Origin of the sequence: Pseudomonas sp. N2-3-1-14 (assembly GCF_041228395.1) — a bacterium.
Classification (GTDB): domain Bacteria; phylum Pseudomonadota; class Gammaproteobacteria; order Pseudomonadales; family Pseudomonadaceae; genus Aquipseudomonas.
On the sequence record NZ_CP166199.1, the window covers coordinates 33,799 to 46,462 of the forward strand.

A 12,664-nucleotide genomic window follows, 5' to 3' on the forward strand; every position below is an offset into this window, starting at 1 on the left:
TTGCGCCCTCGGCGCTGCATCGACAAGAGAGATAAGAAGATGAAAATCACCAAACTGACCACCTTCATCGTCCCGCCGCGCTGGTGCTTCCTCAAGGTAGAAACCGACCAGGGCGTGACCGGCTGGGGTGAACCTGTGGTCGAGGGCCGCGCGCACACGGTGGCGGCGGCTGTTGAAGAACTTTCCGACTACCTGATCGGCAAAGACCCACGCAATATCGAAGACATCTGGACGGTGCTCTATCGCGGCGGCTTCTACCGGGGCGGTGCCGTGCACATGAGCGCCCTCGCCGGTATCGACCAGGCGCTGTGGGACATTAAGGGCAAGGCGCTCGGTGTGTCGGTCAGCGACCTGTTGGGCGGCCAGGTGCGCGACAAGATTCGCGTGTATTCATGGATCGGCGGCGACCGCCCCGCCGATACGGCGCGTGCCGCCAAAGAGGCCGTGGCCCGTGGCTTCACTGCAGTGAAAATGAACGGCACCGAGGAGCTGCAGTTTGTCGACAGTTTCGAAAAAGTCGACCTGGCCCTGGCCAACGTTGCCGCCGTGCGCGATGCGGTGGGCCCGAACGTCGGCATTGGCGTCGACTTCCATGGCCGGGTGCACAAGCCCATGGCCAAGGTGCTGATGAAAGAACTCGACCCTTACAAACTGATGTTTATCGAAGAGCCGGTGCTCAGCGAAAACTACGAAGCGCTCAAAGAACTGGCGCCGTTGACCAGCACGCCGATTGCGCTGGGCGAGCGGCTGTTCTCACGGTGGGACTTCAAGCGCGTGCTCAGCGAAGGTTACGTCGACATCATCCAGCCGGACGCCTCCCACGCCGGCGGCATCACCGAAACCCGCAAGATCGCCAACATGGCCGAAGCCTACGACGTGGCCCTGGCCCTGCACTGCCCGCTGGGCCCGATTGCATTGGCGGCCTGTCTGCAACTGGACGCGGTTTGCTACAACGCGTTTATCCAGGAGCAAAGCCTGGGCATTCACTACAACGAGAGCAACGACCTGCTCGACTATGTGCGCGACCCGGGCGTGTTCGACTATGACAAAGGCTTTGTGAAGATCCCCAACGGGCCAGGCCTGGGCATCGAGATCAACGAGGAATACGTGATCGAGCGCGCGGCTATCGGCCACCGCTGGCGCAACCCGATCTGGCGGCATGCCGACGGCAGCTTTGCCGAGTGGTGATCAGCCCCTGACGAAATCGGACACAAAATGTGGAAGGGGGCTTGCCCCCGATAGCGGTGTATCAGTTGATGCATTCGGTGACTGGCACTCCTCATCGGGGGCAAGCCCCCTCCTACCTTTGGTCCAGTAAGACCTGTCCTCAATAAACATAAGAAGAGGCAACCCCCATGCACCCTGAATCCTTCACCGGGCAGGCTTCTCTCGTCACGCCCAGCAGAAAGCGTTTCTTCATCATGGTGCTGCTGTTTATCACCGTGGTGATCAACTACCTCGACCGCAGCAACCTGTCGATTGCCGCCCCGGCGCTGACCAGCGAGCTGGGCATCGACCCGGTGCATGTCGGGCTGATCTTCTCGGCGTTCGGCTGGACCTACGCCGCCATGCAGATCCCCGGCGGCTGGTTGGTGGACCGGGTGCCGCCGCGCACTCTCTACACCGTGGCCTTGCTGCTGTGGTCGATTGCCACCGTGATGCTTGGTTTTGCCGCCAGCTTTATCGCGCTGTTTGTGCTGCGCATGGCGGTCGGCGCGCTGGAAGCGCCGGCCTATCCGATCAACAGTCGCGTGGTCACCACCTGGTTTCCCGAGCGCGAGCGGGCCACGGCGATTGGCGTTTATACCTCCGGGCAGTTTGTCGGGCTGGCGTTTCTCACGCCGGTACTGGCCTGGCTGCAACACGCGTTCGGCTGGCACATGGTGTTTGTCGCCACCGGTGGCGTGGGCATTGTGTGGGCGCTGATCTGGTACGCGGTGTACCGCGAGCCGAAGGACTTCAAAGGCGCCAATGCGGCTGAAATCGAGCTGATCCGCGAAGGCGGCGGGCTGGTGGATATGCAGGCCAAGGCGGTCAAGGCGCCATTCAGTTGGGTCGACCTTGGGATCGTGCTGAGCAAGCGCAAGCTGTGGGGCATCTACCTGGGGCAGTTTTGCCTGAACTCCACGTTGTGGTTTTTTCTGACGTGGTTCCCGACCTACCTGGTGAAATATCGCGGCATGGACTTCATCAAGTCGGGCTTGCTGGCGTCGCTGCCGTTTCTGGCGGCGTTTGTGGGTGTGCTGTGTTCGGGGCTGTTTTCTGACTGGCTGATTCGCCGCGGCACGTCGGTAGGCTTTGCGCGCAAGTTGCCGATTATTGGCGGGCTGCTGATTTCCACGGCGATCATTGGCGCCAACTATGTGGATTCGACGACGTGGGTGATTGCGTTTCTGGCGGTGGCGTTCTTTGGGAATGGCCTGGCGTCGATCACCTGGTCGCTGGTGTCGACCTTGGCGCCCGCGCGGCTGCTGGGATTGACCGGCGGGGTGTTTAACTTTATCGGTAACTTGTCGGCGATTACGACGCCGATTGTGATTGGCTTTTTGGCCAGCGGGGATTCGTTTGCGCCGGCGATTACCTACATTGCGGTGCTGGCGCTGTTGGGCGCGCTGTCCTACGTGTTGCTTGTAGGCAAAGTCGAACGTATTGAACTGAAGGAATAGCCTGTGGCGAGCGGGCTTCACGTGGCGAGCGGGCTTGCCCCGCGTTGGGCTGCGCAGCAGCCCCATCAGGGCCACTGCGGTGTCTCAGGGAAACCGCGTTATCCGGTTTTGGGGGCGCTTCGCACCCCAACGCGGGGCAAGCCCGCTCGCCACAGGTTAGTGTTAGTGCGAGGGATTAGTTAAGTACGCCGTCCAGAATCTCGTAGACGATGCCTGTGCCGACTGCGATCAAGACCACGTCCGGGCCGGAACGGCGCCATTCATAACCCGGGTAAACCGGCAGGCGTGCCAGGGCGCGGTTGTCCAGGCGTTCGCCGTAGTAGCCGCGTGGCAGTGGCTGGCCGCGGACCAGGCGTACATTCGGTGGCGGCGGTGCGCCACGGGCGAACTGACCGTGGTTGTCGTGGATGATCTGGCGCACCGGGCCGAAGTCCTGAGGCGGGCCACGACGGTTGTTCTGCGGGCCACGATGGTCATCGCCGCGTTGCTCGTGCTGGCCTTGCGGGCCGCCACGGCCAGGGCCAGGGCCATTGTCATCGCCCCGTTGGTCAGGTGGCGCGGCCTGCACCAAGGCACTCGCGCCGAGCATCAGCACGCCGAGACCAGCGATCAAGCGTTTAGGCATTTTCATGGGGTGTTTCCTCAGTACTGCACGAACAAAAAAGGGATTTCGAACCGGGTTCGAAATCCCTTGGTCTTGTCAGTTTAGGTACTGATTCGACAGTATGATTCCTCTGTATCAGGAACTTTACCTACTGCTACACGGCGTTTACTTACGGGCGTTGCGAACGCCTTCCGAAAGCGCCGCGCACAAGGTCAACACGCCATCAATCGCCTGCTGATCATTTTTGGCAGTGGCGATGTGATCAATCAGCGCCGAACCGACCACCACACCGTCCGCCAGGCGCGCGATAGCGGCTGCCTGTTCCGGCGTGCGGATACCAAAGCCGATGCTGATCGGCAGGTCGGTATGCCGACGCAGGCGAGTCACGGCTTCTTCAACGTGCTCCAGGGTGGCCGCCCCGGCACCGGTCACACCGGCCACCGACACGTAGTACACAAAGCCGGAGCTGCCATTGAGCACGGTCGGCAGGCGCACGTCATCGGTGGTTGGCGTGGTCAGGCGGATAAAGTCGATGCCTGCTGCCTGAGCCGGATCGCACAGCTCGCCGTTATGCTCAGGCGGCATGTCGACCACGATCAGGCCGTCTACGCCGGCTTGCTTGGCGTCACTGATGAACTGCGGCACGCCATATTTGTGGATCGGGTTGAAGTAGCCCATCAACACCAGCGGCGTGTCGTTGTTGTCTTTGCGGAACTCGCGAACCATTTGCAGGGTTTTCGCCAGGTTCTGCTTGGCTTCCAGCGCGCGGATGTTAGCCAGTTGAATCGCCGGGCCGTCGGCCATGGGGTCGGTGAAGGGCATGCCCAGCTCGATCACGTCGGCGCCAGCTGCCGGCAAGCCTTTGAGGATCGCCAGCGAGGTGTCATAACCCGGGTCGCCAGCGGTGACGAAGGTCACCAGCGCGGCGCGGTTTTGTTCTTTGAGTTGCGCAAAACGGGTTTGCAGGCGGCTCATCAGTGTTTCTCCTGCTTCGACTGTTGCATATGGTGCATCACGGTTTGCATGTCTTTGTCGCCACGGCCGGAGAGGTTGACCACCATCAGGTGATCTTTCGGCAGGTTCGGTGCGCGTTTGAACACTTCAGCCAGGGCATGGGCGCTTTCCAGTGCAGGAATAATCCCTTCCAGGCGGCAGCATGTGTGGAACGCCTCGAGGGCTTCGTCGTCGGTCACCGAGGTGTACTGGACGCGGCCGATGTCATGCAACCAGGCGTGTTCAGGGCCGATGCCCGGGTAGTCGAGGCCGGCGGAAATCGAGTGGGCGTCAATGATCTGGCCGTCGTCATCCTGCAGCAGGAAGGTGCGGTTGCCGTGCAGCACGCCGGGCACGCCGCCGTTGAGGCTGGCGGCATGTTTGCCGGTTTCGATGCCGTGGCCGGCCGCTTCAACGCCGATGATCTCGACGCTGGTGTCGTCCAGGAACGGGTGGAACAGGCCCATGGCGTTGGAACCGCCGCCGATGCACGCCACCAGGCTGTCCGGCAGGCGGCCTTCCTGGGCTTGCAGTTGGTCGCGGGTTTCTTTGCCGATCACGGCCTGGAAGTCGCGCACCATCGCCGGGTAGGGGTGTGGGCCGGCGACGGTGCCGATCAGGTAGAAGGTATCGTCGACGTTGGTCACCCAGTCACGCAGGGCTTCGTTCATCGCATCTTTGAGGGTGCCGGTGCCGGCGACCACCGGGATCACTTCGGCGCCCAGCAGCTTCATGCGGAACACGTTGGCCTGCTGGCGCTCGATGTCGGTGGTGCCCATGTAGATCACGCAGTCGAGGCCAAAACGCGCGGCCACGGTGGCGGTGGCCACGCCGTGCATGCCGGCGCCGGTCTCGGCGATGATGCGTTTCTTGCCCATGCGCCGCGCCAGCAGGATCTGGCCGATGCAGTTGTTGATCTTGTGCGCGCCGGTGTGGTTGAGCTCTTCGCGCTTGAGGTAAATCTTGGCGCCGCCGCAGAATTCAGTCAGGCGCTCAGCGAAATACAGCGGGCTCGGACGTCCGACGTAGTCGCGCTGGAAGTAGGCCAATTCTTCGTTGAATGCCGGATCGATCTTGGCGGCTTCGTATTCGCGGGCCAGGTCGAGGATCAACGGCATCAGGGTTTCAGCGACGTAGCGGCCGCCGAACGCGCCAAACAAGCCGTTGGCGTCTGGGCCGTTGCGTAGATCGGTCTGGGACTGAGTCATGGGGCGCTCCGGTAAAGAATGTGAGGAGAGGCAATGAGGCCCACTCTACCCCTGACGCGCTACGCTGAAAACCGATAAGATCGCCGCAACCTGTCAGGAAAACTCACGAATGAGCCGAGACCTTCCACCCCTCAATGCCTTGCGTGCATTTGAAGCCACCGCCCGGCTCAACAGCGTCAGTCAGGCTGCCGAGCAGCTCCATGTGACCCACGGCGCCGTCAGCCGCCAGTTGAAGGTGCTCGAAGAGCATTTGGGTGTCAGCCTGTTCGCCAAAGATGGACGCGGCATTAAACTCACAGATGCCGGTGTTCGGCTACGCGATGCCAGCGCAGAGGCGTTCGAACGTTTGAGGGATGTGTGCGCCGAGCTGACCCAGGCCAGCGCCGACGCGCCGTTCGTGCTGGGCTGTTCGGGCAGTTTGTTGGCGCGCTGGTTGATCCCGCGCCTGGGCCGCTTGAACACCGACCTGCCGGACTTGCGCCTGCACCTGTCAGCAGGTGACGGCGATCTTGACCCCAGGCGTCCCGGCCTCGACGCCCTGCTGGTGTTCGCTGAGCCGCCGTGGCCGGCGGACATGCAGGTGTACGAGTTGGCCAGCGAGCGCATTGGCCCGGTAATGAGTCCGCGCTTTGCCGGTTACGAGCATTTGCGCCAAGCCCCGGCGCAAGCCTTGTGTGGCGAAGCCTTGTTGCACACCACCTCGCGCCCGCAAGCCTGGCCCAGTTGGGCGCAGCAATACGGCATTGCACCCGGCGCGTTAAAACACGGCCAGGGGTTTGAGCATTTGTATTATTTACTGGAGGCGGCGGTGGCAGGGCTTGGGGTGGCAATTGCGCCAGAACCGCTGGTGGCAGAGGACCTGCGCGCGGGTCGCCTGGTGGCGCCGTGGGGTTTCAGCGAAACCCCGGCGCACCTGGCGCTGTGGCTACCCAAGCGCGCCGCAGACGGGCGCGCGGGTCAACTGGCGCAGTGGCTCAAGGCAGAGCTGTTGCGCCAGCCGGTGTAGCCGGTGTTTCAGTCGCCACGTTTGCACAGCAGGTAAGCCGCCAGCAGACCCAGCGCGCCAACGGCGACGCCGGCGGTAGTCCATGGGTGCTCTTGCGCGTAGTCCCGGGTTGCAACACCGGTTTCGCGGATTTTGACTTTGCTTTCTTCGTAGGCATCGCTGATCAGATGACGGGAGTGCTTGAGGGCATTCTCGGCATTGCTTTTCAGGGCCTTCAGCGTTTTGCGCGACTCGTCGGACGCATCGTCCTTAAGGCTCTCAAGGGACTTGAGAAGGCTCGAAATCTCGGCTTCCATGCTTTCCAGCGACGCTTTGCGTAAAGAAGTGTTGGCCATGTGGACTCTCCTGAAGTGATTGAGTGGCATGTGTAGATACCGACTCCAGCGTTTTCAGAAAGTGCAGTAAATCTGAACTTTTGAGTGGGAATAGTCGCCAGAAGCAGTACGAACATTGACTGCTACGCTCACTAAAGACCTCAGGAGAAACGCCATGTCTGATCATCACACGTACAAGAAAGTCGAATTGGTGGGTTCGTCGGCGACAAGCATCGAAGACGCCATCAACAACGCCATCGCCGAAGCGAACAAAAGCATCAAGCACCTGGAATGGTTCGAAGTGACTGAAACCCGTGGTCACATCAAGGACGGCAAGGCCGCGCACTTCCAGGTCACGCTCAAGGTGGGGTTCCGAATCGCCAGTAGTTGATCACGTCGGTTGAACTTTGCCGACTGGCCGATTGCCATAACCTGCGCTACAACCAATGGGTGCCGATGCGAAAGCGTCGGCACGCTCTTTTCGATCAGCGCAAGGAAAGTAACGGATGAAGAAGTTCCTGTTAGCGGTAGGTTTGTTGAGCATTGCGGGCACAGCCCTGGCGGCGGGCAAGCCTTGTGAAGAGCTGAAAAGCGAAATCGCAGCGAAAATCGACGCCAAGGGCGCCTCGGGTTACTCGCTGGAGGTGGTAGACAAAGGCGCGGCACCCAGCGACCACACAGTCGTCGGTAGCTGCGAAGCCGGCACCAAGGAAATCGTCTACAAGCGCGGTTAACCCCTTGCTCCAGACATAAAAAACGACGCACAGGTGCGTCGTTTTTTTTTGCCTGCGGATGTTAGCCCTTCATCAACTGCGCCAGCAGCTCGTAGGAATGAATCCGGTCGGCATGCTCGTACAGGTCGCAGGTAAAGATCAGCTCATCGGCACCGGTCTGCTCAACCAGCACGTCCAGTTTTGCGCGGATCTTCGCCGGGCTGCCGACCATGGCCAGGCCGAGGAAGCTGCCGACCGCGTCTTTTTCATGGGGCAGCCACAGGCCGTCCATGGTCTTGACCGGCGGACGTTGCACCAGGCTTTGCCCGCGCATCAGCGCGAGGATGCGCTGGTACACCGAGGTGGCCAGGTAATCGGCCTGCTCGTCGGTATCGGCGGCCACCAGCGGGATGCCAAGCATCACGTAGGGTTTGTCCAATACAGCCGAAGGCTTGAAGTGATTGCGGTACACGCGAATAGCTTCATGCATCAGGCGCGGTGCGAAATGCGAGGCGAAGGCGTAGGGCAAACCGCGCTCACCGGCCAATTGCGCGCTGAACAAACTGGAGCCGAGCAACCACACGGGCACATTGGTTCCGGTGCCCGGCACGGCAATAACCCGTTGATCCGGCGTGCGTGGGCCCAGGTAAGCCATCAGCTCGGCCACATCATCTGGGAAGTCGTCGGCGCTGCCCGAGCGTTCGCGACGCAGGGCGCGGGCGGTCATCTGATCAGAACCCGGCGCGCGGCCCAGGCCCAGGTCGATCCGGCCCGGATACAGGCTTTCCAGGGTGCCGAACTGCTCAGCGATCACCAGCGGTGCATGGTTGGGCAGCATTACGCCGCCGGAGCCGACACGGATGGTTGAGGTGCCACCGGCCAGGTAGCCGAGCAATACCGAGGTGGCAGAGCTGGCGATGCCATCCATGTTGTGGTGTTCGGCCACCCAGAAACGGTTGTAGCCAAACTTTTCCACGTGCTGGGCCAAGTCCAGGGAATTGCGCAACGACTGTGCGGGGCTGCCATTGGCGCGCACGGGCACCAGGTCCAGGGTCGAGAATTTCACGTCGGACAGCGATTTCATAAGCCTGCTTCTCCAATAGGTGCGCAGGCTTATAGACGAACCAAAACCTGCCGCTTCATGTGCATGTTGTATGCAATGAGGGCATATACCCGAGATTCAATAGTAGCTAGGGAAATTTCCTACTGGAATGCTAGGTTTCTCCGACAAGATGAACTTTGCCAGAGCTTCTATCCTCAGAACCTTACTGAAGCAAAACCACCGTTCGAGGAGACCGCTATGAGTATCGTTAAAAAAGCATCCGCGCATTGGGAAGGTGATCTGAAGACAGGCCTGGGTTCCATTTCCACTGAAACCGGCGTATTGCGCGAAGCGCCCTACGGCTTCAAGGCCCGTTTCGAAGGCGGCAAGGGCACAAACCCTGAGGAGCTGATTGGTGCGGCGCACGCCGGCTGCTTCTCCATGGCGTTTTCGATGATTCTGGGCGACGCCGGCCTCAAGGCTGACAGCATCGACACCCAGGCTGAAGTGACGCTGGACCAAGTGGACGGCGGCTTCGCAATTACTGCTGTGCATTTGGTATTGAAAGCCAAGATCCCGGGCGCAAGCCAGGCGCAGTTCGACGAACTGAGCAAAAAGGCTAAGGAAGGCTGCCCGGTGTCCAAAGTGCTGAACGCCAAGATCAGCCTGGATGCCACGCTCGTCAGCTAATGCGGTCTGCGTAACCGCGTAGATCCAGTGTGGGAGTGGGTTTGTGTGAGAGCCGGGCTTGCCCGCGATAGGCACACCTCGGTTTTGCAGTTGCACCGAGGCGCTGCCACCGCAGGCGAGCCAGCTCCCACACACGCCCGCTCCCACATTTAGTTCTGCTTTAAATCAGAACTCGTGTTTCCCCTATGTGGTCCTATAGCCTATGCAGCTAGGCGCACACTCGTGCGCATGCATTCAGGGAGCTTCACACATGAAACGTTTTGCCTTGGCGATCATCTGCGGTGTTTTGGCCACTTCGGCCGTGGCCGCTCCAAAAGATTGTGAAGAGCTTAGAAAAGAGATCGAGGTCAAGATCCAAGCTAACGCCGTGCCGTCCTACACCTTGGAAATCGTCAGCAAGGAAGAAGCCGACAAGCATGACAGCGCCATGGTCGTCGGCAGCTGTGAAAACGGCACCAAAGCCATCGTTTATCAGAAGAACAACGACTGATCAGATGCAGTTCACGCTGCGCTCCTGCGCCAGCAACTGACGCGCTGAGTTATACAGCCGAATGTTGGGCGTGAAGGCCAGCGAGCGCCCTTCCAGCACATAGCGCTGGCCTGCCTGGAAATTGTCGTACTGCAGGGTCATGAAACAGGTGCGGTCGTGCGTCTGGTCCAGCCCGCCAAAGCCTGTACCCGTGTTCACCTCGAAATCAAAGCGCACCATCAGCTCGTGGCTGCCGGGTGGCACTTGGAAAAAACGCCCGTCATTCAGATTCTTGCCGTCCAGGCGCTGGGCCATCACCAGTTTGGCGCCGGGTGTCGGGGTGGCGAAGTCGACCCAGGCCTGATGCGGATCCACTGGGGGAATCGGCGTAGAAGCACAGGCGCTGAGAAACAGGACGGTGACGGGTAGCAGGAGCTGGCGCATGGCAGGCACTCAACGGTAGGAAGGAATTGAGCCCGGCGCCGATGGCAGCAGACTCCTCATGAGTATAAACACGCCAGGCCATGGAAAAATTCCGTGCAGGCAGGATAGGCTGGCGAGCAAATTACCCAGGAGCAGTCGGAGCATGTTGAAGCGTTTTCTTCCAGGGTTAATGGTGGTGGTGCTCAGCGGCTGCTCAAGTGTCAGTTATTACAGCCAGCTCGCCAGCGGCCAATGGCAATTGTTGCGGGCCCGTGAGCCGGTTGCCGAGGTGATTGCCGACCCTTCTCGCCCACAGGTATTGCGTGAGCACTTGGTGCAGTCGCAAAAAGCCCGCACGTTCGCCAGTGAGCACCTGCACTTGCCCGACAACCAGAGTTACAGGTTGTACGCGGACATTGGCCGGCCATACGTAGTCTGGAATGTATTCGCCACGACGGAATTTTCCCTCTCTCCCGAAACCCATTGCTTCCCGATTGCCGGATGCGTCGCCTATCGCGGTTATTACAACCAGGGCGCGGCGCGCGGTGAGGCGGCGTTGCTGCAGCAAAAAGGCATGGACGTGTCGATTGGTGGCGTCGAGGCCTATTCCACCTTGGGGTGGTTCAACGACCCGATCATGAATTCGATGATGAACTGGGGCGATGAGCGCCTGGCCACGCTGATTTTTCATGAGCTGGCGCACCAGCGTTTTTATGTGAAGGACGACACCGAGTTCAACGAGTCGTATGCCAACTTCGTCGAGCAGGAAGGCACTCGTCAATGGCGTGCGGCGCGGGGCTTGGCGCCTCTGAGCGATGCGGCGTTGCAGCAGCGTGATCAATTTATCCGACTGGTGCTGGATACCCGTAAACGCCTGGAAAAGCTTTACGCACAGCCCTTGGCAGTTGACGTGATGCGCCAGGCCAAGGCGGCGGAATTCGAGCGTTTGCGCAGCGATTACCGGCAAATGCGCGATAGCCAGTGGGGAGGTGATAAACGTTACGACGTGTGGATCAACCAGCCGATGAACAACGCGCGGTTGCTGCCGTTTGGGCTGTATGACCAATGGGTGCCGGCGTTTGCGGCGTTGTTTGCGCAGGAAGGTGGGGACTGGGTGAAGTTCTTTGCGGCGGTGGAGAAGATGGGTGGCTTGCCGGTGGAGCAGCGTAAAGCGGCGCTGCGGCAGTTGGAGGGTGGTGGCCACTAGGGCCTCATCGCAGGCAAGCCAGCTCCCACATTCGACCGCATTCTCATGTTGAAACTCGGTCAAGTGTGGGAGCGGGCTTGCTCGCGAAAGCGGTATCAAGCGCGCTGCAAAAACGCCTGATGCATCTCATCCAGCGTCTCAAAATGCCAGGTCGGCGCCTCGGCATTCAACTCTTCAAAACTGCCAAACCCATACCCCACCGCCGCCGAATCCAGCCCATTGCTGCGCGCGCCGATCAGGTCATGCTTGCGGTCCCCGATCATCAACGTGGTCGCCGGGTCCAGGCCCTCTTCATTCATCAAGTGCGCAATCAACTCAACCTTGTTGGTGCGCGTGCCGTCCAGCTCGCTGCCGTAGATCACCTTGAAGTGCTTGGCAAAATCAAAGTGCCGGGCAATCTCGCGGGCGAATACCCACGGCTTGGACGTGGCCACATACAGCTGGCGGCCTTGGCCATTCAGTTCCTCAAGCAACGGCATGACGCCGTCGAATACGCGGTTTTCATACAGGCCGGTGACCTTGAAGCGTTCGCGATAAAAATTCACCGCTTCCCAGGCCTTGGCCTCATCGAAGCCATAGAACTGCATAAAGGCTTGCAGCAATGGCGGGCCGATAAAGTGTTCCAGCTTGGTCAAGTCGGGTTCATCAATGCCGAGTTTGCCGAGGGCGTACTGGATCGAACGGGTGATGCCCTCGCGCGGGTCGGTCAGGGTGCCGTCCAGGTCGAACAGCACGGTGGAGTAGTTCAGGGTCATCGGTCGAATCCTTCCGCCAGGTGCAGGTCTTTGAGCTTCACGTAGTTCGCGGCGCTGTAGGTGAAAAAGGCACGCTCTTTGTCAGTCAATGGGCGGATCTGTTTAACCGGGCTGCCCACGTACAAAAAACCGCTCTCCAGTTTCTTGCCCGGCGGCACCAGGCTGCCGGCGCCGATGATCACGTCGTCCTCCACCACGGCGCCGTCCATCACGATGCTGCCCATGCCGATCAGGATGCGGTTGCCCACCGTGCAGCCATGCAGCATGACCTTGTGGGCGATGGTTACGTCATCGCCGATCAGCAGCGGGAAGCCGTCCGGGTTGAACGGCCCGGCATGGGTGATGTGCAACACGCAGCCGTCCTGCACGCTGGTGCGCGCACCGATGCGGATGCGGTGCATGTCGCCGCGAATCACCGTCAGTGGCCAAACCGAGCTGTCGGCGCCGATTTCGACATCGCCGATCACCACCGCCGAAATATCGACAAAAGCCCCGGCGCCCAGGGTTGGCGTGTGGTTCTGATAGGTGCGAAGGGTCACGATAGCCTCTCTCTCTTCTGCTGATAGCTGCGGTG

16 protein-coding genes are annotated in these 12,664 nt (G+C 60.5%); 8 read left to right on the top strand and 8 right to left on the bottom strand.

The window, feature by feature from the left end:
• Positions 1–39: 39 nt before the first annotated feature.
• On the top strand, positions 40–1,188 hold the full coding sequence (dgoD, locus tag AB5I78_RS00155) for a galactonate dehydratase (protein ID WP_017137927.1): 1,149 nt from the start codon (positions 40–42) through the stop codon (positions 1,186–1,188).
• A 167-nt stretch (positions 1,189–1,355) separates the two neighbouring features.
• The gene (locus AB5I78_RS00160) at positions 1,356–2,666 is read left to right on the top strand and encodes an MFS transporter (protein WP_369302765.1); all 1,311 of its coding nucleotides are present in this window, start codon (positions 1,356–1,358) and stop codon (positions 2,664–2,666) included.
• A gap of 175 nt (positions 2,667–2,841) precedes the next feature.
• Here the strand turns inward: AB5I78_RS00160 and AB5I78_RS00165 are convergent, their stop codons facing one another.
• From AB5I78_RS00165 to trpB, 3 genes are all read right to left on the bottom strand, one after another.
• Positions 2,842–3,297 carry an RcnB family protein gene (locus tag AB5I78_RS00165; protein ID WP_262206846.1) on the bottom strand — a complete coding sequence of 152 codons (456 nt, stop codon included), beginning with the start codon at positions 3,295–3,297 and terminating at the stop codon, positions 2,842–2,844.
• Positions 3,298–3,435: 138 nt separating this feature from the next.
• A complete protein-coding gene (gene trpA / locus AB5I78_RS00170; RefSeq protein ID WP_369302764.1) occupies positions 3,436–4,245 on the bottom strand; it encodes a tryptophan synthase subunit alpha in 810 nt (269 codons plus the stop codon).
• Positions 4,245–5,471, bottom strand: a complete 1,227-nt coding sequence (gene trpB, locus AB5I78_RS00175) for a tryptophan synthase subunit beta (protein ID WP_145158468.1) — start codon at positions 5,469–5,471, stop codon at positions 4,245–4,247. The genes trpA and trpB overlap by 1 nt, the downstream gene beginning before the upstream one ends.
• 109 nt (positions 5,472–5,580) lie before the next feature.
• Between trpB and AB5I78_RS00180 the strand changes: the two genes are divergently transcribed.
• Positions 5,581–6,477: a LysR family transcriptional regulator gene (locus AB5I78_RS00180; protein ID WP_369302763.1), complete on the top strand. Its 897-nt coding sequence runs from the start codon at positions 5,581–5,583 to the stop codon at positions 6,475–6,477.
• Between the two features lie 8 nt (positions 6,478–6,485).
• On the opposite strand, the gene AB5I78_RS00185 is transcribed toward AB5I78_RS00180, so the two are convergent.
• Positions 6,486–6,812, bottom strand: a complete 327-nt coding sequence (locus tag AB5I78_RS00185; RefSeq protein WP_003170746.1) for a YqjD family protein — start codon at positions 6,810–6,812, stop codon at positions 6,486–6,488.
• A gap of 154 nt (positions 6,813–6,966) precedes the next feature.
• Between AB5I78_RS00185 and AB5I78_RS00190 the strand changes: the two genes are divergently transcribed.
• Both AB5I78_RS00190 and AB5I78_RS00195 read left to right on the top strand, forming a co-directional pair.
• Positions 6,967–7,182, top strand: coding sequence for a dodecin (locus AB5I78_RS00190; protein ID WP_145158472.1), 216 nt, complete (start codon positions 6,967–6,969; stop codon positions 7,180–7,182).
• 115 nt (positions 7,183–7,297) lie between these two features.
• Positions 7,298–7,525, top strand: a complete 228-nt coding sequence (locus AB5I78_RS00195) for a DUF1161 domain-containing protein (RefSeq protein ID WP_145158474.1) — start codon at positions 7,298–7,300, stop codon at positions 7,523–7,525.
• Positions 7,526–7,586: 61 nt separating this feature from the next.
• Here the strand turns inward: AB5I78_RS00195 and AB5I78_RS00200 are convergent, their stop codons facing one another.
• Positions 7,587–8,588 (bottom strand): LLM class flavin-dependent oxidoreductase, encoded by a 1,002-nt coding sequence (locus tag AB5I78_RS00200; RefSeq protein ID WP_106576004.1) that lies wholly within the window; start codon positions 8,586–8,588, stop codon positions 7,587–7,589.
• 216 nt (positions 8,589–8,804) lie between these two features.
• On the opposite strand from AB5I78_RS00200, the gene AB5I78_RS00205 reads away from it, so the two are divergent.
• Positions 8,805–9,236: an OsmC family protein gene (locus AB5I78_RS00205; RefSeq protein WP_027608131.1), complete on the top strand. Its 432-nt coding sequence runs from the start codon at positions 8,805–8,807 to the stop codon at positions 9,234–9,236.
• A 250-nt stretch (positions 9,237–9,486) separates the two neighbouring features.
• Complete coding sequence (locus tag AB5I78_RS00210) at positions 9,487–9,726, top strand: DUF1161 domain-containing protein (RefSeq protein ID WP_010207769.1); 240 nt, start codon at positions 9,487–9,489, stop codon at positions 9,724–9,726.
• On the opposite strand, the gene AB5I78_RS00215 is transcribed toward AB5I78_RS00210, so the two are convergent.
• Positions 9,727–10,149 carry a hypothetical protein gene (locus AB5I78_RS00215; RefSeq protein ID WP_106576005.1) on the bottom strand — a complete coding sequence of 141 codons (423 nt, stop codon included), beginning with the start codon at positions 10,147–10,149 and terminating at the stop codon, positions 9,727–9,729.
• A gap of 142 nt (positions 10,150–10,291) precedes the next feature.
• Here AB5I78_RS00215 and AB5I78_RS00220 point away from each other — a divergent pair, with 142 nt between their 5' ends.
• Positions 10,292–11,335, top strand: coding sequence for an aminopeptidase (locus AB5I78_RS00220; RefSeq protein WP_369302762.1), 1,044 nt, complete (start codon positions 10,292–10,294; stop codon positions 11,333–11,335).
• A gap of 95 nt (positions 11,336–11,430) precedes the next feature.
• Here the strand turns inward: AB5I78_RS00220 and AB5I78_RS00225 are convergent, their stop codons facing one another.
• Both AB5I78_RS00225 and AB5I78_RS00230 read right to left on the bottom strand, forming a co-directional pair.
• Positions 11,431–12,090: an HAD family hydrolase gene (locus AB5I78_RS00225; protein WP_242200515.1), complete on the bottom strand. Its 660-nt coding sequence runs from the start codon at positions 12,088–12,090 to the stop codon at positions 11,431–11,433.
• A complete protein-coding gene (locus AB5I78_RS00230) occupies positions 12,087–12,629 on the bottom strand; it encodes a gamma carbonic anhydrase family protein (protein WP_369302761.1) in 543 nt (180 codons plus the stop codon). Before AB5I78_RS00230 ends, AB5I78_RS00225 begins: the two co-directional genes overlap by 4 nt.
• Positions 12,630–12,664: the final 35 nt, after the last annotated feature.

Bases quoted from the DNA above. Each gene is read 5' to 3' on its own strand.
- dgoD (WP_017137927.1), top strand. From the start codon at position 40: ATGAAAATCACCAAACTGACCACCTTCATCGTCCCGCCGCGCTGGTGC.
- AB5I78_RS00160 (WP_369302765.1), top strand. From the start codon at position 1,356: ATGCACCCTGAATCCTTCACCGGGCAGGCTTCTCTCGTCACGCCCAGC.
- AB5I78_RS00165 (WP_262206846.1), bottom strand. From the start codon at position 3,297: ATGAAAATGCCTAAACGCTTGATCGCTGGTCTCGGCGTGCTGATGCTC.
- trpA (WP_369302764.1), bottom strand. From the start codon at position 4,245: ATGAGCCGCCTGCAAACCCGTTTTGCGCAACTCAAAGAACAAAACCGC.
- trpB (WP_145158468.1), bottom strand. From the start codon at position 5,471: ATGACTCAGTCCCAGACCGATCTACGCAACGGCCCAGACGCCAACGGC.
- AB5I78_RS00180 (WP_369302763.1), top strand. From the start codon at position 5,581: ATGAGCCGAGACCTTCCACCCCTCAATGCCTTGCGTGCATTTGAAGCC.
- AB5I78_RS00185 (WP_003170746.1), bottom strand. From the start codon at position 6,812: ATGGCCAACACTTCTTTACGCAAAGCGTCGCTGGAAAGCATGGAAGCC.
- AB5I78_RS00190 (WP_145158472.1), top strand. From the start codon at position 6,967: ATGTCTGATCATCACACGTACAAGAAAGTCGAATTGGTGGGTTCGTCG.
- AB5I78_RS00195 (WP_145158474.1), top strand. From the start codon at position 7,298: ATGAAGAAGTTCCTGTTAGCGGTAGGTTTGTTGAGCATTGCGGGCACA.
- AB5I78_RS00200 (WP_106576004.1), bottom strand. From the start codon at position 8,588: ATGAAATCGCTGTCCGACGTGAAATTCTCGACCCTGGACCTGGTGCCC.
- AB5I78_RS00205 (WP_027608131.1), top strand. From the start codon at position 8,805: ATGAGTATCGTTAAAAAAGCATCCGCGCATTGGGAAGGTGATCTGAAG.
- AB5I78_RS00210 (WP_010207769.1), top strand. From the start codon at position 9,487: ATGAAACGTTTTGCCTTGGCGATCATCTGCGGTGTTTTGGCCACTTCG.
- AB5I78_RS00215 (WP_106576005.1), bottom strand. From the start codon at position 10,149: ATGCGCCAGCTCCTGCTACCCGTCACCGTCCTGTTTCTCAGCGCCTGT.
- AB5I78_RS00220 (WP_369302762.1), top strand. From the start codon at position 10,292: ATGTTGAAGCGTTTTCTTCCAGGGTTAATGGTGGTGGTGCTCAGCGGC.
- AB5I78_RS00225 (WP_242200515.1), bottom strand. From the start codon at position 12,090: ATGACCCTGAACTACTCCACCGTGCTGTTCGACCTGGACGGCACCCTG.